The 21,892-nt window shown below is 72.4% G+C and carries 18 protein-coding genes; 8 read left to right on the top strand and 10 right to left on the bottom strand.

The genetic code is table 11. The annotated features are described in order from the left end of the window. Positions 1 to 556: 556 nt before the first annotated feature. Entirely contained in the window at positions 557 to 1,210 is a 654-nt protein-coding gene (locus KUM38_RS01680) for a DUF4360 domain-containing protein (RefSeq protein ID WP_217127447.1), read from the bottom strand. Positions 1,211 to 1,543: 333 nt separating this feature from the next. On the opposite strand from KUM38_RS01680, the gene KUM38_RS01675 reads away from it, so the two are divergent. Further along, positions 1,544 to 4,384 carry a beta-galactosidase gene (locus KUM38_RS01675; protein ID WP_217127446.1) on the top strand — a complete coding sequence of 947 codons (2,841 nt, stop codon included), beginning with the start codon at positions 1,544 to 1,546 and terminating at the stop codon, positions 4,382 to 4,384. A 31-nt stretch (positions 4,385 to 4,415) separates the two neighbouring features. Here KUM38_RS01675 and KUM38_RS01670 read toward each other — a convergent pair whose 3' ends face one another. The 5 genes from KUM38_RS01670 to KUM38_RS01650 all read right to left on the bottom strand — a co-directional run bounded on the left by KUM38_RS01670 (position 4,416) and on the right by KUM38_RS01650 (position 10,163). Then, positions 4,416 to 5,921, bottom strand: a complete 1,506-nt coding sequence (locus KUM38_RS01670; RefSeq protein ID WP_217127445.1) for an alpha-N-arabinofuranosidase — start codon at positions 5,919 to 5,921, stop codon at positions 4,416 to 4,418. A 95-nt stretch (positions 5,922 to 6,016) separates the two neighbouring features. Further along, positions 6,017 to 6,985 carry an arabinan endo-1,5-alpha-L-arabinosidase gene (locus KUM38_RS01665; protein WP_217127444.1) on the bottom strand — a complete coding sequence of 323 codons (969 nt, stop codon included), beginning with the start codon at positions 6,983 to 6,985 and terminating at the stop codon, positions 6,017 to 6,019. Between the two features lie 21 nt (positions 6,986 to 7,006). Beyond that, on the bottom strand, positions 7,007 to 7,870 hold the full coding sequence (locus KUM38_RS01660) for a carbohydrate ABC transporter permease (protein WP_217127443.1): 864 nt from the start codon (positions 7,868 to 7,870) through the stop codon (positions 7,007 to 7,009). Further along, a complete protein-coding gene (locus KUM38_RS01655; RefSeq protein WP_217127442.1) occupies positions 7,867 to 8,808 on the bottom strand; it encodes a carbohydrate ABC transporter permease in 942 nt (313 codons plus the stop codon). Before KUM38_RS01655 ends, KUM38_RS01660 begins: the two co-directional genes overlap by 4 nt. Beyond that, positions 8,805 to 10,163, bottom strand: a complete 1,359-nt coding sequence (locus tag KUM38_RS01650; RefSeq protein ID WP_217127441.1) for an extracellular solute-binding protein — start codon at positions 10,161 to 10,163, stop codon at positions 8,805 to 8,807. Before KUM38_RS01650 ends, KUM38_RS01655 begins: the two co-directional genes overlap by 4 nt. A 213-nt stretch (positions 10,164 to 10,376) precedes the next feature. Between KUM38_RS01650 and KUM38_RS01645 the strand changes: the two genes are divergently transcribed. The 5 genes from KUM38_RS01645 (at position 10,377) to KUM38_RS01625 (ending at position 16,039) form a co-directional block, all read left to right on the top strand. Further along, positions 10,377 to 11,603: a DUF6545 domain-containing protein gene (locus KUM38_RS01645; protein WP_217127440.1), complete on the top strand. Its 1,227-nt coding sequence runs from the start codon at positions 10,377 to 10,379 to the stop codon at positions 11,601 to 11,603. A gap of 91 nt (positions 11,604 to 11,694) precedes the next feature. Continuing rightward, on the top strand, positions 11,695 to 12,210 hold the full coding sequence (locus tag KUM38_RS01640; RefSeq protein WP_217127439.1) for a toxin: 516 nt from the start codon (positions 11,695 to 11,697) through the stop codon (positions 12,208 to 12,210). Further along, positions 12,207 to 13,391 carry an MAB_1171c family putative transporter gene (locus tag KUM38_RS01635; protein ID WP_217127438.1) on the top strand — a complete coding sequence of 395 codons (1,185 nt, stop codon included), beginning with the start codon at positions 12,207 to 12,209 and terminating at the stop codon, positions 13,389 to 13,391. The genes KUM38_RS01640 and KUM38_RS01635 overlap by 4 nt, the downstream gene beginning before the upstream one ends. Before the next feature lie 31 nt (positions 13,392 to 13,422). Further along, on the top strand, positions 13,423 to 14,646 hold the full coding sequence (locus tag KUM38_RS01630; RefSeq protein WP_217127437.1) for an MAB_1171c family putative transporter: 1,224 nt from the start codon (positions 13,423 to 13,425) through the stop codon (positions 14,644 to 14,646). After that, positions 14,636 to 16,039: an NAD(P)/FAD-dependent oxidoreductase gene (locus KUM38_RS01625; RefSeq protein ID WP_217127436.1), complete on the top strand. Its 1,404-nt coding sequence runs from the start codon at positions 14,636 to 14,638 to the stop codon at positions 16,037 to 16,039. The genes KUM38_RS01630 and KUM38_RS01625 overlap by 11 nt, the downstream gene beginning before the upstream one ends. A 119-nt stretch (positions 16,040 to 16,158) precedes the next feature. Here the strand turns inward: KUM38_RS01625 and KUM38_RS01620 are convergent, their stop codons facing one another. Beyond that, positions 16,159 to 17,013 carry an SMP-30/gluconolactonase/LRE family protein gene (locus KUM38_RS01620; protein ID WP_217127435.1) on the bottom strand — a complete coding sequence of 285 codons (855 nt, stop codon included), beginning with the start codon at positions 17,011 to 17,013 and terminating at the stop codon, positions 16,159 to 16,161. Beyond that, positions 17,010 to 17,783 (bottom strand): IclR family transcriptional regulator, encoded by a 774-nt coding sequence (locus tag KUM38_RS01615; RefSeq protein WP_217127434.1) that lies wholly within the window; start codon positions 17,781 to 17,783, stop codon positions 17,010 to 17,012. The genes KUM38_RS01620 and KUM38_RS01615 overlap by 4 nt, the downstream gene beginning before the upstream one ends. A gap of 125 nt (positions 17,784 to 17,908) precedes the next feature. On the opposite strand from KUM38_RS01615, the gene KUM38_RS01610 reads away from it, so the two are divergent. Beyond that, positions 17,909 to 18,520: a hypothetical protein gene (locus KUM38_RS01610; RefSeq protein WP_217127433.1), complete on the top strand. Its 612-nt coding sequence runs from the start codon at positions 17,909 to 17,911 to the stop codon at positions 18,518 to 18,520. On the opposite strand, the gene KUM38_RS01605 is transcribed toward KUM38_RS01610, so the two are convergent. Together KUM38_RS01605 and KUM38_RS01600 are read right to left on the bottom strand one after the other, a co-directional pair. Then, positions 18,501 to 19,373 carry a RimK family alpha-L-glutamate ligase gene (locus tag KUM38_RS01605; RefSeq protein ID WP_217127432.1) on the bottom strand — a complete coding sequence of 291 codons (873 nt, stop codon included), beginning with the start codon at positions 19,371 to 19,373 and terminating at the stop codon, positions 18,501 to 18,503. The genes KUM38_RS01610 and KUM38_RS01605 overlap by 20 nt on opposite strands. A gap of 201 nt (positions 19,374 to 19,574) precedes the next feature. Further along, positions 19,575 to 20,282 (bottom strand): FadR/GntR family transcriptional regulator, encoded by a 708-nt coding sequence (locus KUM38_RS01600; RefSeq protein WP_217127431.1) that lies wholly within the window; start codon positions 20,280 to 20,282, stop codon positions 19,575 to 19,577. Between the two features lie 177 nt (positions 20,283 to 20,459). On the opposite strand from KUM38_RS01600, the gene KUM38_RS01595 reads away from it, so the two are divergent. Next, entirely contained in the window at positions 20,460 to 21,824 is a 1,365-nt protein-coding gene (locus KUM38_RS01595) for an SLC13 family permease (protein ID WP_217127430.1), read from the top strand. Positions 21,825 to 21,892: the final 68 nt, after the last annotated feature.

The following is a 21,892-nucleotide window of genomic DNA, read 5'->3' as shown; positions in this document are numbered from 1 at the left end:
GCGTTCTAAGGGCAGGTGCCCGCTGATTGTTCACACCTTTCAGCAAGGCATCCCCGCCCCTGGCCCCGCAGAGCCGGGACAGGGAAGGTCTCCCCACCCGGCCGGACTCTCTCGCGACTGCCGGGCACCGGCCGCTGGGCCTGACGCGGCATCCCGCCACCACTCGAGTGCGCCCATGCTCCCGCCACCCACCCACCGTCGGCCGCTGAGCCGGCCCGGCGTGCGGGCGAGACGCGAGCGCGTCCGTGAACGCCATCGGCCTGGAAACAGACGGTAGACCGCAGGCGTGCCTGGGCCTCCGCTTTCCTCCGGGCCGCTCGCTCGCTTCTCTCCCGTGCTGGAGCGAGCCGAGTCAAGGGTGGCCCGGAGGGCCATCGCCGAAGGCGACGCGGAGTGGAGCGCAGCGGAACGCAGCGCCCTTGACGCGGCTCACGGAAGCACGACACTGGCGAAGAAGCGAGTGGCCCCGACGGTGACCTTTCAGCCGGCGGTGACACCGAGGTGCGGCCCGCACGCCCATCCGGGCCGTACGGGCCGCACCGGTCGGGTCACCGGGTCACGACTTCTCCGGGCACTCCTTCCACGCCAGGTGGTACACCGTGCTGATGTCCCCGTCCGTGGAGTCCATCGTCATGAAGCTGACGCCGTCGGGTGACGTGGTGCCCGCGTTCACCCGCAGCTCCGTGTTGATGTTGAAGTTGCGCTGGACCCCGCAGGGCGCGTAGACCAGCTGCGCCCAGTCGGTCTCGTCCGTGGCCTGCCAGTTGTCGTCGTAGGGGCCCGCGAAGGGGTGGCTGCGGTACTCGGTGTTCGGGGAGCCCTGGAAGTAGTACGACGCCCGCTGTGTGGCGCTCGCGCCGGGCTGGAGCGAGGCGAAGCCCCGGTAGTCGGCGCTGGCGATGGCGTAGGTGAAGCCCTGGGGGACGTGCACCAGCAGGCTGAGCTGGCAGTTCTTGCGGAAGGCCGTGGGGTCGGAGTCCCCGCCGGCCTGGGCGAGGTAGTCGCTGTACGTCACGGTGAACGCGGTGTTGTCCGCGGAGACGGCGACCGCGGCGGTGCCCTGGGGGCAACCGGAACCGTTCACTGTGGCGACCTTGATGACGATCTTGTCCGGCGGCGGGTCCTCGAACCCGGTCGACGGGTCGTGCGCGGGTAACGCGGCGGTGAGGAGCGCGGCCACCGCCGCGCCCATGAGCAGTCCACCAGCCATGGTTCTCCATCCTTCGGTGGGGGGTGATGTCTCGCCTTGCTGTTTCGGATCGTTGCTGCCATGAACCGTTGAAGCGTCATGTACATGCCAAACATGCACGCACATGTGCTCCGGCCCCGTGAAGGAGGCGTGGAAGTGCGGTGAAGGCCGGGAGCGCTCGCATCGTATGGAGCCCCGCGACCGGCGGACAGGGTGAACTCCGGCCATTCACTTCCACCCCACCGAAACGGGAGGAAACAGGCGTACCGGAACCCTCATGTGAACGCAGGGGTGCCGGTTCGTGGACAATGGCCCACCGGCACCCCGTGTGGCAGTACTACAGGAGGCGCTCCCTTGGAGCTCAGCAGGCGTACCTTCACCGCCCTGGCCGGTACGGCGGCGCTCGGTCTCGCGCTGGCCGGCAGCGGCGGGGCGGCGACCGGCGCGCACGGGCCGCGCAGCGTCCCGACGGGCCCGCCGCCCCCTCCCCCGAGCGCGGACGGCAAGCGGCACCGGATCGGCCACGACCGGTACTCGCTGCTGGTCGACGGCCGGCGCCTGGTGCTGTGGTCCGGCGAGATGCACCCCTTCCGGCTGCCCAGCCCCTCCCTGTGGCGGGACGTGCTGCAGAAGCTGCGCGCCCACGGGTGCAACGCGGTCAGCGTCCCCGTGCCGTGGAACCACCACTCCCCCGCACCCGGTACGTACGACTTCACCGGGGTGCGGGACCTGGACCTCTTCCTGAGCACGGCCGCCGAGGAGCGGCTGTACGTCATCCTGCGTCCCGGCCCGTACCTCGGCTCCGCCGATCTCGACGCCGGCGGCTTCCCCGGGTGGCTGACGGCCACCGGGGGCCGCGCCCGCACCGCCGACCCGGAGTACCTGCGGCACGTCGACGAGTGGCTGAGCGCCGTCAACCGCATCGCCGTCCGGCATCTGTTCACCGCGGGCGGCGGCACCGTGCTGCTGTACCAGTTCGAGGACGGGTTCGAGGTCCCCGCCGACGATCCGGCCGGGCGGGCCTACCTGACCCACCTGTACGACAGGGCGCGCGCCGACCGCATCGACGTACCGCTGTTCCACGCGGACGGGCGTTTCGGGGTCCGCGGGACCGGCCGGCGGACGCCCGGGGTCCTGGCCGGGGCGGCCGGCGGGGCGGCCGACCCGTGGGGCGGGGCCACCTCCGGCGGCAAGGGGTACGCGGAGGTGCGGCGGACGCACGACGCGGCCCACGAGCGGCGCGGCCACCTCACGAGCCTCGCCGACGGCGTCACCGTGCACAACGTCCGCGTGGCGTTCGGCGGGACCTCGTGGGGCTGGCTGCCCGCGCCGGGCGTCTACACCTCGTACGACTACGGGGCGGCGATCAGCGAAGGCCGCCGGCCGACGCCGAAGCTGGCCGCGCTCCAGCAGCTCGGCCACCTGCTGCGGACCGTGCCCGACCTCGCCCGGCTGGACCCGGCGGAGGAGGTGCGGGCCGAGGACGACCGGCTGAGGGTGCGCCACCTGGCCAACCCCGACACCGGCGCCCAGGTGTACGTCCTGCACAACGACTCCGCAAAACCGGTCGCCTCGATGCTGCCCGGCACCGGCATCGACGTACCGGTCACCGTCGGCGCGCGGGACGCCAAGCTGCTCACCACCGGGCTGGAACTGGGCCGGCGGAAACTGGCGTACACCACCGCGCAGCCCATGCTGAGCACGACCGTCGGGCGGCAGGACATCGCCCTGTTCACGGGCCGCAGCGGTGAGACGGCGCAGGTCGCGCTGGACTGCGACAGCGAGCCGCTCACCTACCGGCTGGACGACGAGCCCGGGTGGTCCTACGACCGGGGCAGGCTGAACATCGTGGTGCCGCTGGGCGTGGGCGGACTGAGCCGGGTGCTGCTCGAGGGCGGGGACTCCGAGACGCCCATGGTGCTGCTGTTCGCCGACGACGCGACCGCGCTGCGCCTGTGGCCGTACGAGACCCCGTCCGGCCCGCTGCTGGTCTACGGCCCGGCGCTGCTGCGCTCGGTCACCCTGCGCGGCTCCACCGCCCACCTCGTCGGCGACCTCGTCGGCGAGACCGGCCTGGAGGTGTGGGCACCGCGCGGGATCACCGCCGTGACCTGGAACGGACGTCCGGTGCGCACCCAGGTCAGCCGGGCCGGGAGCCTGCTGATGGAGGGGCTGATGCCGGGCGCGCCCGAGGTGCGGCTGCCCGCGCTGGGGGGCTGGCGCCGGCGGGCGGAGAACCCGGAGTCCGAGGCCGGTTTCGACGACTCGGCGTGGCCGTCCGCCGACCTCGCCTCGTCGCACAGTACGACGCCCGTGCCCGAGGGCGGTCCCGTCCTCTTCGCGGACGACTACGGCTTCCACCACGGCGACGTCTGGTACCGGGGACGGTTCGAGGACACGCGTGGCGTCGAGTCCGTCTCGCTGTCCTACAGCACCGGTACGCAGGGGCTGCTGATGGCCTGGCTGGACGGCCGCCCGCTGGGCACGCACCGCATGCCGGTGCCGGACGGGGACACGGCCCGGCGGGGCACGTGGACGGCGACGGCCTCCTTCGGCGTGCCGAAGAAGCGGCGCGAGCGGGGCCCGCACGTGCTGTCCGTGCTCGTACGGCCGATGCAGCACGACGGGGACGCGCGGGCGCGGGATCCGCACAAGGCCGCGCGCGGGCTCGTGTCGGCCGGGTTCGGGGGCGCGTCCCGGGACGTGGAGTGGCGGATCCAGGGCGCCACGGCGCCGGACCGGGTGCGCGGTCCGCTGAACAACGGCGGGCTGTACGGGGAGCGGGAGGGCTGGCACCTGCCCGGGTTCGACGACCGGGAGTGGCGGGCCGTGGAGTTCCCGCGGGCGGAGCGGCGGCAGGGGGTGGCCTGGTACCGGACGGGGTTCCGGCTGAACGTGCCCGCCGACGTGGACGCCTCGATCGGGCTCACGCTCGACGACGATCCGGAGCGCGCCTACCGGGTCCAGATCTTCCTCAACGGCTGGAACATGGGCCAGTACATCAACGATGTGGGCCCGCAGCACACCTTCGTCCTGCCGAACGGGATTCTGCGCACACGGGGGACCAACACACTGGCCCTGGCGGTGCTGTCCGACGGAACCACACCCTCGGGCCCGCGCGATGTGCGGCTGACGCTGCTGGGCGCGGCACAGGGCGGGATTCCGGTGGAGACGGTGGACTCACCGGGGAGGTGAGCCCACCGCCGGGCACATCACACCGGGCGGCTCACGCCAGCCGGATCACGTTCCAGGACAGCGGCTCCAGCACGGCGGAGAGCCGGCCGTCGTCCAGGGTCGTGCCGTCGACCGGGTGCGGGGCGACCCGCTCGGGCTCGGCGAGGGTGTTGCGGGCGTCCGGGTCGGCGTCCGCGAGGGCGCTGTGCTCGACGACCGCGGTGAGGTCGAGGCCGTTGAGCGCGACGTCCAGCGGCAGGGACTCGGTGCGGCTGCGGTTGACGGCGAAGACGGTGACCGTGCCGTCCTCGGCGCGCACGGCGGTGGCGTGCAGCAGGTCGGCCTCGCCGTACTTCTTCGTCTCGTACGTCGGTGAGTCCACGCGGACGTCGAGCACCTCGCCGCGGCCGTACTTCGAGGCCTGGGCGAACGGGAAGAACGTCGTCTGCCGCCAGGCCGGGCCGCCGGGCTCGGTCATGATCGGGGCGATCACGTTGACGAGCTGGGCGAGACAGGCCACGGTGACGCGGTCCGCGTGCCGCAGCAGGGCGATGAGGAGCGAACCGAAGACGACGGCGTCGGTGACGCTGTAGTTGTCCTCGAGCAGGCGGGGGGCCTCGGGCCAGTCCAGGGCGCTGACCTGGGCCTCGGTCCGGGACAGGTACCAGACGTTCCACTCGTCGAAGGAGAGGTTGATCTTCTTCTTGGACTTGAGGCGGGCGCCGACGTGGTCGCAGGTGGCGACCACGTTCTCGATGAAGGACTCCATGTCGACGGCGGAGGCGAGGAAGGAGTCGACGTCGCCGTCGAGCGGCTCGTAGTAGGCGTGCAGGGAGATGTAGTCGACCAGGTCGTAGGTCTCCTTGAGGACGGTCGCCTCCCACTCGGCGAAGGTCTCCATGGACTGGCCGGAGGAGCCGCAGGCGACGAGCTCGACACCGGGGTCGATCTGGCGCATGGCGCGGGCGGTCTCGGCGGCGATGCGGCCGTACTCCTCGGCGGTCTTGTGGCCGGTCTGCCAGGGGCCGTCCATCTCGTTGCCGAGGCACCACATGCGGATGCCGAACGGGTCCTTGTCGCCGTGCTCGACGCGCAGGTCCGACAGGGCGGTTCCGGAGGGGTGGTTGGCGTACTCCTGGAGCTCCAGGGCCTCGGCGACGCCCCGGGTGCCGAGGTTGACGGCCATCATGGGCTCGGCCTGGGGGCCGATCTTCTTCAGGAAGGCGATGTACTCGGAGAGGCCGAAGCGGTTGGTCTCGGTCGAGCGCCAGGCGAGGTCGAGGCGGCGGGGGCGGTCCTCCACCGGGCCGACGGAGTCCTCCCACTTGTAGCCCGAGACGAAGTTGCCGCCGGGGTAGCGGATGGCGGTGACGCCGAGTTCCCGGACGAGGTCGAGGACGTCCTGGCGGAGGCCCTCCGCGTCCGCGGTGGGGTGGTCGGGCTCGAAGATGCCGGTGTACACGCAGCGGCCGAGGTGTTCCACGAACGAGCCGAAGAGGCGGGGGTTCACTTCGCCTACGGTGAAGGCGGGGTCCAGGGTGAAACGGGCGGTGCGCAATTTCTTCCTTTCGAGGGTTCGGTTTCGTCTGCGGGTCGGTGGGGGCTTGTCGCGCACACGCGGCGGAGCCGCACATCGACACAGCCCCGCGCCCCTTAATGGACGTTCGGCCAGCCGTCTTTCTGCCAGCTCAGCCGGTTGAGCCCCAGCTTGGGGGTGCCTTCGTCCTCGGCGTCGTAGTAGTGGTAGGCCAGCCAGTCTTTGCCCCGGTCGCGGAAGACCGACTGGCCGCCCGTGCCCACGTACCTGCCGTGGCCGGCGAGGAGGAGGTCGCCGCCGCCCTCCAGCATCGGTCTGCCCGTGCTGTCGACGTACGGGCCGGTGATCGACGTCGAGCGGCCGACCTTGATCTTGTACGTCGAGTTCACGCCCGAGCAGCACGCGTCGTACGACGCGAACAGGTAGTAGTGGCGGCCGTGCTTGACGATCTCCGGGCCCTCGACCGCGTACGGCTCGTCGGGGCGGGTGGCCAGGTGGTGGACCGGGGCGTCCTCGACCGCCTTGCCCGTTGCCGGGTCCAGTTCGACCATGCGGATGCCGGTCCAGTACGAGCCGAACGTCATCCACAGGCGGCCGTCGGCCCGGGTGACGGCCGGGTCGATGGCGTTCCAGTGGTCGGTGGTCTCCGAGGTGAAGACCTTGCCGTGGTCGGTCCAGGTGCCGGGCAGGCCCGTGCGGGAGGTGGCCACACCGATCGCGGAGTGGTTGGTGCCCCAGGAGGAGACCGCGTAGTACAGCCAGTAGCGGCCGGCGCGGTAGGAGAGGTCGGGGGCCCAGGGGTCGCCGGTGTCGTTGTACTCGTACCACCAGGACGGGGGTTCGGCGAAGGCGTTGCCCGCGTCCGTCCAGTGGACGCGGTCCTTCGAGGTGCGGGCGCCGATGACGCCGCCCGTCGAATAGGCCACGTAGCCGCCGGACTTGAGGCGCATCACGGTCGGGTCGTGGATGATCTGCTGGCCGGTGACCGGCTGGGGGTCGGGGTACGTCACGTCCGCCCGGGCCGTGGCCGGCAGCAGGGCCACGACCGCGGTGGCCAGGAGGGTGACGAGTCTCAGGCGCTTCACATCAGGCTCCCCTCGGAGGGACTACTGGCCGGCCAGACCGGTGTGGGCGACGCCCGCCACGATCTGGCGCTGGAAGAAGACGAAGACGATGATCAGCGGCAGGCCCGCCATGAGGCCGCCGGCCATGAGCTGGGCCCACTGGATGCCGTAGGAGTTCATGACGGTCGCGATGCCGTTCGGCATGGTCATCAGGTCGGGGTTGTTGGTGACCATGTAGGGCCACAGGAAGTTGTTCCAGGAGCTGATGAAGGTGAAGATGCCGACCGCCGCGAGGGAGGGGCGGGACAGCGGCACGATGACGGTGAAGAAGACGCGCCAGCGGCCGGCGCCGTCGATGAAGGCGGCCTCCTCCAGTTCGCGCGGGATGCCCTGGAAGAACTTGTAGAGGATGTAGACCATCGCGGCGGGCGCGCACTGCGGCAGGATCATGCCCCAGTAGGTGTCGACCATGCCCATCTGCTGCACGGTGGTGAACAGGGGGACGCCGAGCACGGCCGGGGAGACCATGAGGCCGGCCATGACCACGCCCATCAGGACGTGTCTGCCGCGGAACTCGGTGCGGGCGAAGCCGTATCCGGCGAGTGCGCTGACGACCAGCACGATCGCGGTCACGCAGACGGACACCACCAGGGAGTTCACGAACCAGTTGGTGATGTTGCCGGTCTCGAAGATGGCCGTCCACGCCTGGCCGGTCCACTCCTTCGGCAGCCAGTGCGTCGGCACCTCGACGGCCTCGGTCTCCGACTTCAGCGAGGTGAACAGGGCCCAGGCGAGCGGAGCGAGGAAGACGAGGGAGACGGCGGTGCCGAGGAGGGTGAGGACGATCTGGCTCGGTGTCCAGCTCCGGCGGGACTTGACCCGTGTCTGCTGTGCGGTGGTGGTCATCGGCCGCCCTCCTCACGGTTGCGCAGCAGCCACATCCGGGCGAGGGCGACGGCCGCGATGATCACGAAGAAGATGATGGAGATGGCGGAGGCGTAGCCCACGCGGTAGCTGGTGAAGCCCTCTTCGAGGGTGTACTGCACGAACGTCCTGGTGGATCCTTCCGGACCGGGCAGGAAGTCCATCATCACGACGGCCTGGTCGAAGACCTGGAGCGAGGCGAGGATCTGCAGGGCGATGACGAGGCCGGTGATGTTGCGCAGCATCGGCAGGGTGATGTGGACCATCCGGTGCCAGGCGTTCGCGCCGTCCAGCTTGGCGGCCTCGTAGAGGTGTCCGGGGATGCCCTGGAGGGCCGCGAGGTAGAGCAGGAAGCTGAAGCCGACCGTCCACCACAGGGTGCAGATGACGACGGCGAGCATCGCGTACGACTTGTCGTTCAGCCACGGCGTCTCGATGCCGAAGACGTGGTTGACCATGCCGGTACCGGGGTTGAACAGCCACTGCCACAGGTTGGCGGCGACGGTCGACGGCAGCAGGAACGGGGCGAAGAAGCACAGCCGCCACAGCCACTTGCCGCGTTCGATGTGGTGGGCGAGCATCGCGAGGAGGAAGGCGAGGACCGTGATGCAGGGCACGACGAGGAGCGTGAAGTACGCGCTGTGGCCGAGTGATTCCCACACCAGCGGGTCGTCGAGGGCCTCGCGGTAGTTGTCGAGGCCGATGAAGTTCGCGCTGTCGCCGGAGATGTTGGCGTCGGTGAAGCTGAGGTAGAGGCCGCGCAGCAGCGGCCAGATCACGAAGAGCGCGAACAGCACGAGGAACGGGGCGACGAACCAGCCGCCGTGCTGGAAGCCCTGCTTGCGGCGGACGGTGGCACTGGCCGTGGCGGTCCGCACGCGCGTGGGCGCGATGACGGTCTCTGCGCCGGTCGTCGTCATGCGACCGCACCTCCCTGCGCGGCAGTCCTGCCGTCCATGGGGTTCTTCGAGGCGAGCAGTTGGGTGAGTGTGCTCTTCATGCTGCGGGCGGCGGCGTCCGGCTTGGCGGAGCCCATCGTCGAGGAGACGACGACGGGGCCGACGCGCTGGGCGAGGATGCCGGTGGAGCCGGCGAACCACACCTTCGGCTCGGTGGCCTGGTGGTCCATCGCCGACACGTACTCGCTCTGCGGGTCGAGCTTCTGGTACGCGGCCGTGGACAGGGTGGGCGTGTGGGCGGGGATGTGTCCGCCGGCGGCCCACTGCCGGGCGTGCTGGACGATGTAGGCGGCGAGCCGGTGCGCGCCCTCGTTGGCGGCGCCGCCGCGGTCGGACTGGTGCGGCAGGACGAAGGCGTGCGACTCGGCGTGGGTGGCCTGCCTGCCGAAGACGGGCGGCAGCGGGGTCGCGCCGTAGTCGATCTTCGCGCTGTCGAAGACCGGCACCGACCAGTTGCCCTCCCAGACGAAGGGGCCGCCGTTGACGAACTGTTCGGCGCCCGCGCCGCCCGCGAAGTCCGGGTTCGCGTACCCGTCGGTGACGTGCCGGCGCAGGAACTCCAGGACCTGGGTGGCCTTGTCGGTGTCGAAGGTGACCTCGGTGTTGGCGTCGTTGAACCAGGTGCCGCCGAGCTGGGTGTAGAAGGCGACGAAGAACCACCACTGGAAGTTCTGGTCGGCGGTCCACATGCCGAGGGTCTGCAGGCCCTTCCCGGCGGCCCTCTTGGCCTCCTTGAGCACGTCGAACCATGCGTCGACCGAGGTCACGGGCACGATGCGGCCGTCGGCGCCGAGCAGGCCCGCCTTCTTCAGCACGTCCTTGCGGTAGAAGCAGAGCTGGACGTGGATGTCGAGCGGGAGGGCGTAGAGCTTGCCGTCGATGACGGCGCGTTTCCACAGCTCGGGGTTGAAGTCGGTTTCCTTCACGCCGTACTTGGCGAGCAGCTCCACGTCCCAGGGGTCCAGGAGGCGGCCGGGTGAGAAGCCGGTGACGCGGCCCAGGTGCATGACGCCGAGGTCGGGTGCGCGGTTGCCCGCGGCCGCCATGGCGAGCTTGGTGTAGAAGGGGCTGCCCCACTGGAGGGTCGAGTCCTTCACCTCGATGCCGGGGTTGTCCTCGCGGAAGGAGTCCAGCATCGCGATCATGTTGTATCCGTCGCCGCCACTGAAGAGGTTCCAGTAGCGCACACGGGTGTCCGCCCCGGAGGCGAGCGCGTCGGCCCCGGTCCCGAGCGCCGCGAAGCCGAAGCTTCCGGCGACGGTCAACCCGCCCATTCCGGCGAGGAGTTGCCTGCGATTCAGGCCAGGTCGTCCCATGCCCTGCCCCATCCGTTCATGGATCGTTCGAAATATCGAATGACGCCCGTAACTTCGAACGGACCGTAAGGGTGTTGGAACGGCGCGTCAATGGCCCGGACAAGAACTCACAGCGGGACTTTCCGCGGACGTCCCTCGCATGACGCGGACACGTTCGGCCGCGTAGGCTCGAACGGCCTTGGGTTCAGCGGCGAACGGGAGCGAGGGGACGGGATGGGGTTCGCGGACGCGGCCGTGGGTCCGGCCTCGTTCCTCAGCGCGTTCTACACGTCCTTCTGGTGGATCCCGGCCGCCGTCCTCGCCGCCGCCCTGGCGATCAAACTGCCGACGATCATCCGGTTGTGGACGGACCCGCTGCTGCGCGCGGTCGGCGGGCTGCTGCTGCTCGCCTGCGCGGTGTTCGTGTTCGTCGCCCCGTCGACCATCGTGTGGGTCAACCGGGTCACCGGCGTGCCGAACATCTCGGCGCCCTGGGTGTACTCGCTGCTGACCGCCTTCTGCGGCTCCTGCCTGGTGCTGATCATCGCCTGGCGCGACGGGCCGGCCGAGCACTCCGCCTCCACCCGCCGCGCCACCCGCCGGGTGCTCCGCGCGTACGGGGCCGTGATCGTCGCGCTGTGGGTGCTGTTCGCCCTCGCCGACGTGCCCGTGGAGCGCACCCGGGACCTGGACACCTACTACGCGACGACGCCGTTCATGCGCGAGGAGATCCTGCTGTACCTCGTCGCGCACACCACCGCCGCGCTCATCACCTCGAAGCTGATCTGGAACTGGATCCGCGCCGACGGACTCGACGCCTGGCTGCGCTGGGGACTGAAGTTCCTGGGCGTCGGATACGCGCTGAACCTGGCCTTCGACGCCGCCAAACTCACCGCCGTGGGCGCGCGCTGGACCGGCAACGACCTGGACTGGCTCAGTCTGGACGTGGCCCCGGCGCTGGCGTGTCTGGCGGCGGTGTCGATCGCGGTCGGCTTCATCCTGCCGCACGCCGGCCAGTACCTCCACGAGCGCTGGCGGCTGCGCCTGGCCCACCACCGGCTGCGCCCCCTGTACGTGCTGATGCGGTCCGTGCACGGCTGCGGTCTGCCGCTCGTGCTGCGCGCCGGGCCCGAACTGCGCCTGACCCGCCGCGAGACGTTCATCCGGGACGTCCTGCTGCCGCTGGCCCGCCACACCGACGAGCGGCTGCGCGAACGGTCGTACGCCGCCGCCCTCGGCCTGGGTCTCCCGCCGGAACGGGCGCGGGCCCTCGCCGCGGCCGTGGTGATCCTCGACGCCGTCGAGGCCGGGGCCGGTACGCGCCGCGGTCACGAACTCGACACCACCGAGCTGCTCCGCGAGATCGGGGCCGTCTCGCGCGCCCTGCGCCACCCCGACCTGATCCGGGAGGTCCGCGCGCTCGCCGCGGCACCCGGGGACATCGTGGCGGTCACCGAGTGACCGCTTCACCTCCGGAACTGGCCGGGACGGCATCCGACTTGGCATATTGCACAGGTGACCGGGCGACACCCAGGGGAACAGGGAGACAGCGGTGCGTACCAGGAAGGAGATGCGTCGCCTCGCTGACGCCCTCATCGACCCCATCCGGGTGGCGGTCCCGGCGGACCCCGAGGTCCTGTTCGAGGCACTGGTCGCCTCCGTCAGCGCCTGGCGGGGACGTGACGTGGTCGTCCACCGGGCGGCGTTCCCCCCGCACACGGCGAGCGGGCTGTGGCTGGAACGCGAGGGCCACGACGACGTGGTGGTGGACGAGCGGGCCGCCGTGTGGCACCAGATCGTGATCCTCTGCCACGAGGTGTGGCACATGAACCGCCGCCGGGAGGAGGCCGGTGAGCGGCCCGGACCGGTCGCCGCGCGCACCGACTTCAGCCTGGCCGAGGAGCAGGAGGCGGACCGCTTCGGCATGCTGATGGGCCGCCGGCTGCGCACCTGGCTGGACGCCTCCACCGACTCGGTGTACGCCGCGGAGGGCGGCGCCCCCGGCGACCCGCAGGACCTCGCCGGACGCATCGGGGCCGCACTCAACTACCGCGGGACCAGGAGATGAGCGGCCTGATCAACTACGTCAGCTGCGGGGTGCTGTGGCTCGGCCTGCTGGTGAAGGCCCCCGATCTGCTGCGGCACCGGCGCGACCCGTACCTGCGGACGATCTGCGCGGTGCTGGGCCTCGCGGGCCTGTGCTTCTTCCTGGGGGCGCCGCCGACGGTCGGCGCCGTCAACCGGATCGGCGACGTGCCGAACCTCGCGGCACCGGTCACCTACGTGGTGATCACCGGGTACTGCGCCGCGTCCCAGCTCCTCGTCGTGCACTGGCGCGGCGGGCCCCGGGTGCGCCGCACCGCCCGCCGCTGGCTGCTCGCCTACGCCGTCGTCGTCCTCGGCATCACGGTGACGTTCGCGCTCGGCGAGGCGCCCGTGGAGCGCCGTACCGACCTGGACACCTACTACGCGACGACGCCGTTCATCGCCCAGATGATCGTGCTGTACCTGCTCGCGCACCTCACCGCGGTGACCGTCACCGCCGTGTCCTCGCTGCGCTGGGCACGCCGGGTGCGGGGCGGACTGCGGGCGGGGCTGACGCTGCTCGGCACCGGTTCGCTGTGCGGGGCCGGGTACAGCCTGGCCAAGCTGGTCGCGGTGGGCGCCCGCTGGTCCGGGCGGGACTGGTCGAAGCTCGACACCACCGTCTCCCCGGCCGCCGCCGGGCTCGGCGCCCTGCTGACGGTCGTCGGGGTGCTGGTGCCGCTGGCGGCGCCCCGCGCCACCGAGTGGCGGCGGGCACGGCGGACGTACGCCCGGCTGGAACCGCTGGAGCGGGCGCTGGACGACCTCCTCACCCGCCGGACGCTGCGGCTGCCCCGGCCCGGGCTCGCCTCCCCCACGACGCGGCTGGTGTGGCGGCAGACCAGCATCCACAACGCGCTGAGCCACCTGGACGCCTACTTCGACCGGGAGCTGTACGACCGGACCCGCGCCGGTGTGCTGGCGGCGACGGGGGAGGCGGAGCGCGCGGAGGCCGCCGCGTGGGCGGCGGTGATCACCGCCGCGGTGCGCGCCGAGGCGGAACCGGGGCGCCGGGTCCCGCCGCGCGACGGCGGCGGCCGGCTCCCGGCCCGGGTGCCGGACCCGGCCGCCCTGGCCCGGATCGCCGACGCGCTGACCGGTGCGGCCCCGGCGCCGGCGGCCGCCTCGGTGCCGAGCGGCACGACCACGGCGGGGACCGCGTGAACCGGGCCCCGGACGGGAGGAGCCGGCCGGTATGAGTCTCGTCGTCTACCTGGCGGCCTTCGTGTTCGGGATGACGTCCGTGCTGCTGTTCCGCCGCCCGCGCACGGCAGCCCCGCGCAACCCGCTCACCCTGTCCACCTGCGCCGCGATCATCCTGGGCGCCCTGGTCTTCGTGTGCGCCGCCCCGGCCACCCTGGCCGCCGTCAACTCCCTCACCGGCATCCCCAACTTCGGGGCCCCGCTGACCTACGGGATGCTCTCCGCGTACAGCTGCGCGGTGCTGGTGCTGCTGATCAACTGGCGGGGCGGGTCGCGGGAACGGGTGCGGCGCATGGTGCTGCGCAGCGTGGCCGCCTACGGTGCGCTGGTGGTCGCCATCGTCCTCCTGTTCGCGCTCGCCGACGCGGACACCGAGCGGCTGACCGACCTCGACACGTACTACGCCAACACCCCGTTCATGCGGGAGATGATCCTGCTGTACCTGCTCGGGCACAGCGCGGCGATGCTGGTGATGTGCGTCGTCTGCGTCAAGTGGGGGCGCGAGGTCGGCGGGCTGCTGCGGACCGGGCTGCGGCTGATCCTGGTGGGGGCGCTGCTGGACGTGGTGGGGTTCCAGCTGACCAAGTACACGGCGGTGGTGGCCCGTTGGTCGGGCCACGACCTGGACTTCCTGTCCACCGCGGTCGCCCCGCCGATGGCCTCGCTGGCCGCGCTGCTGTGCTCGGCCGGGTTCGTGCTGCCGCGGCTGCTGCCGTCCGCCCGCGCGCAGTGGCGGGGGCTCGGCGACTACCGGCGGCTGGGCCCGCTGTGGTCGCTGGTGGGGTCGGTGCCGACCGCGCCCAAGCCGCAGGCCGCCTGGTGGCAGCTGCCGCAGGCGCGGCTGCAGTGGCGTGAGGTGTCGATCCACGACGCGCTGCTCGCGCTGGCGCCCTACTTCGACCACCGGGTCCGCGAACGGGTCCGGGACACCGCCCTGCGCGCGGGCCGCTCCCCCCACGAGGCGCGGCTGGCGGCCGAGGCGGCCATGCTCGCCGACGCGGCGCGCCGGGCCGCCGCCCGCGAGGAACCACCCGAGACCGCCGGTACGTACCGGCTGCACGCCACCGAGGTCTCCGGCACCGACGGGCTGGTGGAGCTGGCACAGGCGCTGCGCCGTCCTCCCTCCGCGACCGCCGCGACCACCGCGCCCGACGGCGCGGTGCCGCCCGCCACGACCAAAGCCGTGACCGAACCCGAGGAGCCCCATGTCGCGTAGAGCTGTCGTCATCGGTGCCGGCCTGGCCGGCATGCTGGCCGCGGCGGTGCTGTCCCGTGCGGGAGCGGACGAGGTGATCGTCCTGGACCGCGACGAACTGCCGGACGGCCCGGAGCACCGCAAGGGGCTGCCGCAGGGCCGGCACGCGCACCTGCTGATGGCGGGCGGCCTGGACGCCATGGAGGAGCTGCTGCCGGGCGCGGGACTGCGGGGGCGGCTGCTCGCCGCCGGGGCGCACGAGATCCCGCTCAACTCGGGCCTGCTCGCGCTCACGTCCGAGGGCTGGCTGCGGCGGTGGCGCCGCGAGGGGCCGGTGATGGTGACGTGCAGCCGGGCACTGGTGGACTGGGTGGTGCGCACGACGGTACGGGAACAGGTGCCGGTGGAGGTCCGCAAGGCGGCGGCGGTGGGGCTGACGGGCTCCGCGGGGCGGGTGCGCGGGGTGCGGATCGCGGCGCCCGGCGGGGACACCGACCTCGAGGCGGACCTGGTCGTCGACGCGAGCGGACGCGGGACGCGGGTCGCCGGCTGGCTCGACGGGCTCGGGCTGACCGGCGTGGAGGAACGGACGGTGGACTCCGGGCTGGTCAACGCCTCGCGCGTCTACCGGGTGCCGGACGGCGCGGAACGGTTCCCGCTGACGATCGTGCAGGCCAACCCGTATGTGTCCCGGCCGGCGCGGAGCGCGATGGTGATGCCGATCGAGGGGGGCCGCTGGCTGGTGAGCTGCGGCGGCTCGCGGGGCGGTGAGCCGCCGGCGGATCCGGAGGGGTTCCTGCGGTACACGCTCGATCTGCCGGATCCGATCGTGGGGCGGCTGATCTCCGGCGCGGAGCCGCTCACGGACGTGCACCTGAGCCGGTCGACGAGCAATGTGCGGCGGTACCTGGAGCGGATGCCGCGGTGGCCGGAGGGGTTCGTGGTCCTCGGGGACGCGCTGGCCACGTTCAATCCGGCGTACGGGCACGGGATGTCGGTGGCGGCGTTCGGCGCGCGGGTCCTCGGCCGGGAGCTGGGGCGGGGCGGGGGGCTCGGCGCGCCCGGTCTGGGCCGGCGGGTGGTGCGGGGGGCCGCGCGGGCGGCGGACGCGGCGTGGTCGATGGCGGTCGGGCAGGACGTGCTGTATCCGGGCGTGCGGGGCGGGGTGCCGGGTGTCGGCGACCGGGTGGTGACGGCGTACACGCGGCGCATGATGAGGGCGGCGACGGGCTCCTACGCGGCGGCCTCGGCGGTGTGGGACGTCACCAGTCTGCGCACGCCGCCGACGCGCATGTTCCGTCCCGGCGCGGTGCTGGCGGCTCTCGCCGGTTCCCCGCTCCCTCCGTCGACCGAGCCCCCGCTGACGCCGGGGGAACGCGAGGTCCTGCGGGGGCTCGACCGTACGGGGGTGTGAGCCGGAGGGTCTTCGCCCCCGCCGCCCCTTCCCGTCCCGTCCCGTCCCCGGGGGGCGCTGCCCCCGGACCCCCGCTCCTCGAACGCCGGAGGGGCTGTGTGGTCCGGAGGCGCTGTTCGTCAGCCCGCGAACGGCGGCTGGGGCACCCCCTTGCCCGCGCCCGGCACCACCAGCAGCGAGCCCGCCAGAGGATGCGGGGCCGTCAGGCCCACGCGGGCCGTGGTGACGTAGAGGTCCGTCAGGTCGGGGCCACCGAAGGCGCAGGCCGTGACGAGGGGGACGGGCAGGGTGACCACCCGGTCCAGTTCCCCGGACGGGGTGTAGCGGCGTACCGCGCCCCCGTCCCACAGGGCCACCCACACGCAGCCGTCGGCGTCGACGCACAGCCCGTCGGGGAAGCCCGCGCCGCCCTCGATCGTGACCAGGGAGCGGCGGTTCGTGATCCTGCCGTCCGCCTCGCCGACGTCGAAGACGTCGATGCGGCGGGTCGGCGAGTCGATGTAGTACATCAGCCGGCCGTCGGGGCTCCAGCCGGTGCCGTTGCTCACCGCCACGTCGTCGAGGAGGACCTTGACCGTGCCGTCGCCGGTGACGCGGGAGAGCGTGCCGCCGCAGGGCGCCTCGTCGTAGCGCATGGTGCCCGCCCAGAGGCTGCCGTCGGGGGCGACGGCGGCGTCGTTGGCGCGGCGGCCGGGGACGACCTCGCGGTGCAGCCAGCGGAAGGCGCCGTCGGGGTCGAGCAGGCCGATGCCGTCCCGCAGGTTGAGGACGAGGCCGCCGCCCGCGCGGGGCTTGACGGCGCCCACGTGCTGGTCGGTGCGGCGCACGGTGCGCCGGCCGGTGGCCGGGTCGTAGGTGTGGACGCGGGAGCCGAGGATGTCGATCCACAGCAGGCGGCCGGTGGCCGGGTCCCAGGTGGGGCCCTCGCCCAGGGCCGCCTCCGCACGGACGGCGACGTCGAATGTGCTCGTCATGCCACGCTCCTGTGACCCAGTCGCTCGGACAGTTCGGCGGCGCCCTTGACCGCGAGCTGCTCCAGCTCGCCGAGCCGCTCGTCGCTCCAGCGGATCATCGGTACGGAGATGGACAGCGCGGCGACCACCTGCCCCGTGCGGTCGCGCACCGGGGCGGCGACGCAGGAGACGTCCGGGTTGGACTCGCGGCTCTCCACGGCGACGCCCCGGGCGCGGATCTCCGCAAGGGTCTCGCGCAGGGCGGCCACGTCGGTGATGCTGTTGGGGGTCATCGCGGACAGCTCGGCGTCGTCGGGGACGCGCGCGGCGAGTTCGTGCTCGGGAAGGGAGGCCAGCAGCATCTTGCCGACGGAGGTGCAGTGGGCGGGCAGTCGGCGGCCGGCCGCCGACACCATCCGCACCGCGTGGGTGGAGTCCACCTTGGCGATGTAGATGACGTCGGTGTCCTCCAGGATCGCCACGTGCACCGTCTCGTCGCAGGTCTCGGCGACCGACCGGGCGACCTGCTGGCCCTCGGCGGCGAGGTCGAGGTGCTCGGCGTAGCGGGCGCCGAGCTGGTACGGGCGCACGCCGAGCCGGTAGCGTCCGGGCTGGCCCGCCACCGGGACGATGTACTTCCGGGCGGCGAGCGTGGTCACCAGCTCGTGCACGGTGGTGCGCGGCAGTTGCAGCCTGCGCACGATGTCGGGGGCGGAGAGCGTCCCGTCCCCGTCGAGGAAGAGCTCGAGAATGTCGAGAGCCCGGGTCACGGCTGGTACGAGGCGTCCCACGACCGGCCCCCTCCCTATGTGTCTCAGGTGCCTGCAATCGTTCGAGATTTCAACAGGCGATCGGAATGACGAACACACAGGCTATCCATACGGGTCGACCCCGGGCAATGGGACGATGCGCGACGATGGGTCCCGTGCCCACCGGACAACGCCCCACCGGCCCGTTCACCCCGCTCGACTTCCAGCTCGTGCTGCTGCGCCGCATGGCCGACCACAACCCCGGCCCGGTGGAGGACGCGCGACGCGCACTGGGCGTCTCCCTCGCCGACCTGCGCGAGGCCAACAGGCGCTGGCAGGCGATGGTCCGCTCGCCGCGCTCCCGCCCGGCCCTCTCCCGCTACCGCTCGGTGCTCGGCGAGCCGGAGTCCCGGGCCCCGCGCAGGGTCGGCGACCTGGAGTGCGAGGCGTGGCGGTGGCCGGTCCCGCTCTGGCCCTCCTTGCGCTTCGAGGTGCTGACCCCGGCGGCCGGCGGTGCGGTGTGGAACGAGTGGCTGGTCCGCGCGCCGGGCGCCGAACCGCCCGTCCTGCGCACGGTGGAGGACCTCACGCCCTGGTCCTGCACGGTGGACGAGGCGGCCCGCGCCTTCGCCCCCGCCCGCCCCCTGGAGGGCACGGCCCCCACCCGCTGGGGTCTCGCCTTCACGGCCCCGGACGCGACCGGCGTGCCCCGCGAGGTGGTCGCCGAGTTCACGTGGGGGCTGCTGCAGCGTACGGCGGTCAGCGGACCGCGGCCTTGAGGATCTCCTCCGCGACGCGCGGCACCGACTCCGGGTGCAGCCACAGGAAGAGGTTCGGCTCGACCAGCTCCAGCTCCATCACGCGGGGCCGGCCGTCCTCCCCGTCCACGAGGTCGACGCGCGCGTACAGCAGCTCGGGCCGGCCCGGTACGGAGGCCAACGCCTTTCTGGCGATGGCGGCTTCCTCGAGGGTCGGGGTCCAGTCGGTCAGCCCGGGATGGGCCACCTTGCGCTGGTCGTAGGGCGTACCGGGGGCGAGGACGGGCCCCTTGCGGCTGGCGTGCAGCAGGCTCCCCCCGAAGTACTGCAGCGCCCGCTCGCCGGCGGTGTCGATGCCGCGCACATAGGGCTGCACCATCGCGGTGAACCCCTCGGCGTGCATCCGCTGAAGGTGCCGTACGGCCGTGTCGTGCTCGTCGGGCGTGTAGCGGGCGGCGAACCGGGCGCCGGCGCCGGAGGTCGGCTTGACGACGTACTCGTGGTCGTCCGGGAGGTCGAGGGCATCCCCGGGCGCCAGGTACCGGGTGTCCACCACCGGCACCCCTGCCCCGGCCAGCTCCCCGAGGTACCGCTTGTCGGTGTTCCAGCGCACCACGTCCGCCGGGTTGGCCAGCCGGGTGAGCGTGCCGCACCGCTCGGCCCACGCGGTGAACTCCGCCGCCCGCCAGCTGTAGTCCCAGGTGGAACGGATCACGGCGAGGTCGAAGCCGGACCAGTCCACCCCGTCGTCGTCCCACACCTCGGCGGACGCCTCGGCCCCGGCCTCCTCCAGTGCCCGCACCAGCCCCGGCAGATCCCGGTCCTCAGCGACCTCGGGGCCGGGCCGGCAGGTCACGAGCGCGATACGGGGCACGACGGTTCCCTCCTCGTACGAACAGCTGATCGACGAGCAGGCTAACAACCGCGCCGGGGCCGCGACAGGCCGTTCGCCGACCAGGAGGAGGTCAGGAGGAGGTCAGGAGGAGGTCAGGAGGAGGTCAGGAGGAGGTCAGGAGGAGGTCAGGAGGAGGTCAGGAGGAGGTCAGGAGGAGGTCAGGAGGAGGCCAGGAGGCGGTCAGCGGTCCTCCTCCGGATCCCAGTCCAGCAGGCGGACCTTGGCGACCGTGCGGACGTGACGGCGCATGGCGGTGGCCGCCTGGCGGGGGCGGCCTTCGGCGATGGCGTCGAGGATGGCCCGGTGCTGGGCCAGGGAGCGGTGGGGGCGGCCGGGCTGGCGCAACGACTCCGTGCGGCTCTCGGCGATCTGCCCGGCGATGGAGCGCATGAACTCCGCGAGCAGACCGCTGTGGGCGGCCGCCGTCACCGCCGCGTGGAACAGCCGGTCGCCCTCCACTCCGCCGCCGCCCGCCTCGATCTCCTCGGCCATGTGCGCGAGCGCGGACCGCATCGCGGCCAGGTCGTCGTCCGTGCGGCGCTCGGCGGCCAGTTCGGCGAGCTTCGTCTCCAGCGCCTCCCGGGCCTCCAGCACGTCGGGCAGGCGCCGGCGGCGTTCCACCATCCGGTCGACCGGCTCGACGTCGAGGCTGTCCCGTACGAGATAGGTGCCGCCGCCGTGCCGGGCCTCCACCAGGCCCTGGACCTCCAGGACCACGATCGCCTGCTTCACCGAGGCGCGGCTGACGCCGAGCCGCTGGGCCAGGTCCCGTTCGGGCGGGAGGCGGTCGCCGGCGCGCAGGCCGCCCTCGGTGACGTACTGGCGCAACCGCTCCAGCACCTGCTCGTACAGGCGCTGTTTCGTCATGGGGCGCAAGGCGTCGGTCACGGAGTCCCCCTCTCGTCGCGAGGTTAGCACCGGGACCCTCGCAGTGGCCGAGTGGCTGAGCCAATTCCTGCGCGACCCCTTGACGGCCCCTCCCCCGGGGCCCACGCTGTCCAGCCAAACGGACCACACCACTCCAGTGGGCAAGTGGTTCAGCCACTCAGCCACTCGGGAGCCCGCATGTCCCCCGAACTCGTCTCGATCCTCGTCCTGGCGGTGGTGTTCGTCATCGCCACCACCCGCTCCGTCAACATGGGCGCGCTGGCCTTCGCCGCCGCCTTCGGGGTGGGCACGCTCGTCGCCGACCTCGACGCGGACGGCGTCTTCGCCGGTTTCCCCGGCGATCTGTTCGTCGTCCTGGTCGGCGTCACGTACCTGTTCGCCATCGCCCGCGCCAACGGCACCACCGACTGGCTGGTGCACGCGGCCGTCCGGCTGGTGCGGGGGCGGGTCGCGCTGATCCCCTGGGTGATGTTCGCCCTCACCGGCGCGCTCACCGCGATCGGCGCGGTCAGTCCGGCCGCGGTGGCGATCGTCGCGCCGATCGCGCTGAGCTTCGCCGCCCGGTACCGGATCAGCCCGCTGCTGATGGGCGCGATGGTGGTGCACGGCGCGCAGGCCGGCGGCTTCTCCCCGATCAGCATCTACGGCTCGATCGTCAACGGCATCGTCGAGCGCGAGAAGCTCCCCGGCAGCGAGATCACCCTGTTCCTCGCCTCGCTGCTGGCGAACCTCGTCATCGCCGGGGTGGTGTTCGTCGTCTGCGGCGGGCTGAAGCTGTGGAGCCGGGGGGCCGTGACCGGCACCGGGACGGAGACGAAGGAGACGGGCGGCACGGGCAGCGGCGGCGGTTCCGGTACCGCGGGCACGGGGAACGGCGGTGGCACCCGTACCGCCCCCGCCCCCACCGCCGCGGCCACCCGCCCCGACGCCCCCGCGGCCGGCCCGCTCACCACCCCCGTCGTCGCCACCCTCGTCTCCCTGGTCGCCCTCGTCGTCGCCGTCCTCGGCTTCGACCTGGACGCCGGTCTCACCGCGATCACCCTCGCCGTCGTGCTGAGCACCGCCTGGCCGGACGACAGCCGCAAGGCGGTCTCCGAGATCGCCTGGCCCACGGTCCTGCTGATCTGCGGTGTGCTCACCTACGTCGGGGTGCTGGACGAGATGGGCACGATCACCTGGGCCGGTGAGGGCGTCGGCGGCATCGGCGTCCCGCTGCTCGCCGCGGTGCTGCTCTGCTACATCGGCGCGATCGTGTCGGCGTTCGCCTCCTCCGTCGGCATCATGGGCGCGCTGATCCCGCTGGCCGTGCCGTTCCTCGCCCAGGGCGAGATCGGGGCCGTCGGCATGGTGGCCGCGCTCGCGGTGTCCGCGACGGTCGTGGACGTGAGCCCGTTCTCCACGAACGGCGCGCTGGTCCTGGCCGCCGCGCCGGACGTCGACCGCGAGCGCTTCTTCCGGCAGCTGATGGCGTACGGCGGGATCGTGGTCGCGGCGGTCCCCGCGGTGGTGTGGCTGGTGATGGTCGCGCCCGGGTGGGGTTAGGTCCCGGTCGGCACGAAGACCTGGCAGCCTTCGGACGACAGCTGGTCAACGACAGCTAGTTAAGGAGT

Origin of the sequence: Streptomyces sp. AC558_RSS880 (assembly GCF_019049255.1) — a bacterium.
Taxonomy (GTDB): Bacteria; Actinomycetota; Actinomycetes; order Streptomycetales; family Streptomycetaceae; genus Streptomyces.
Note: the sequence above shows the minus strand (reverse complement) of the source record. Positions and strands in the feature narration are given on the sequence as shown.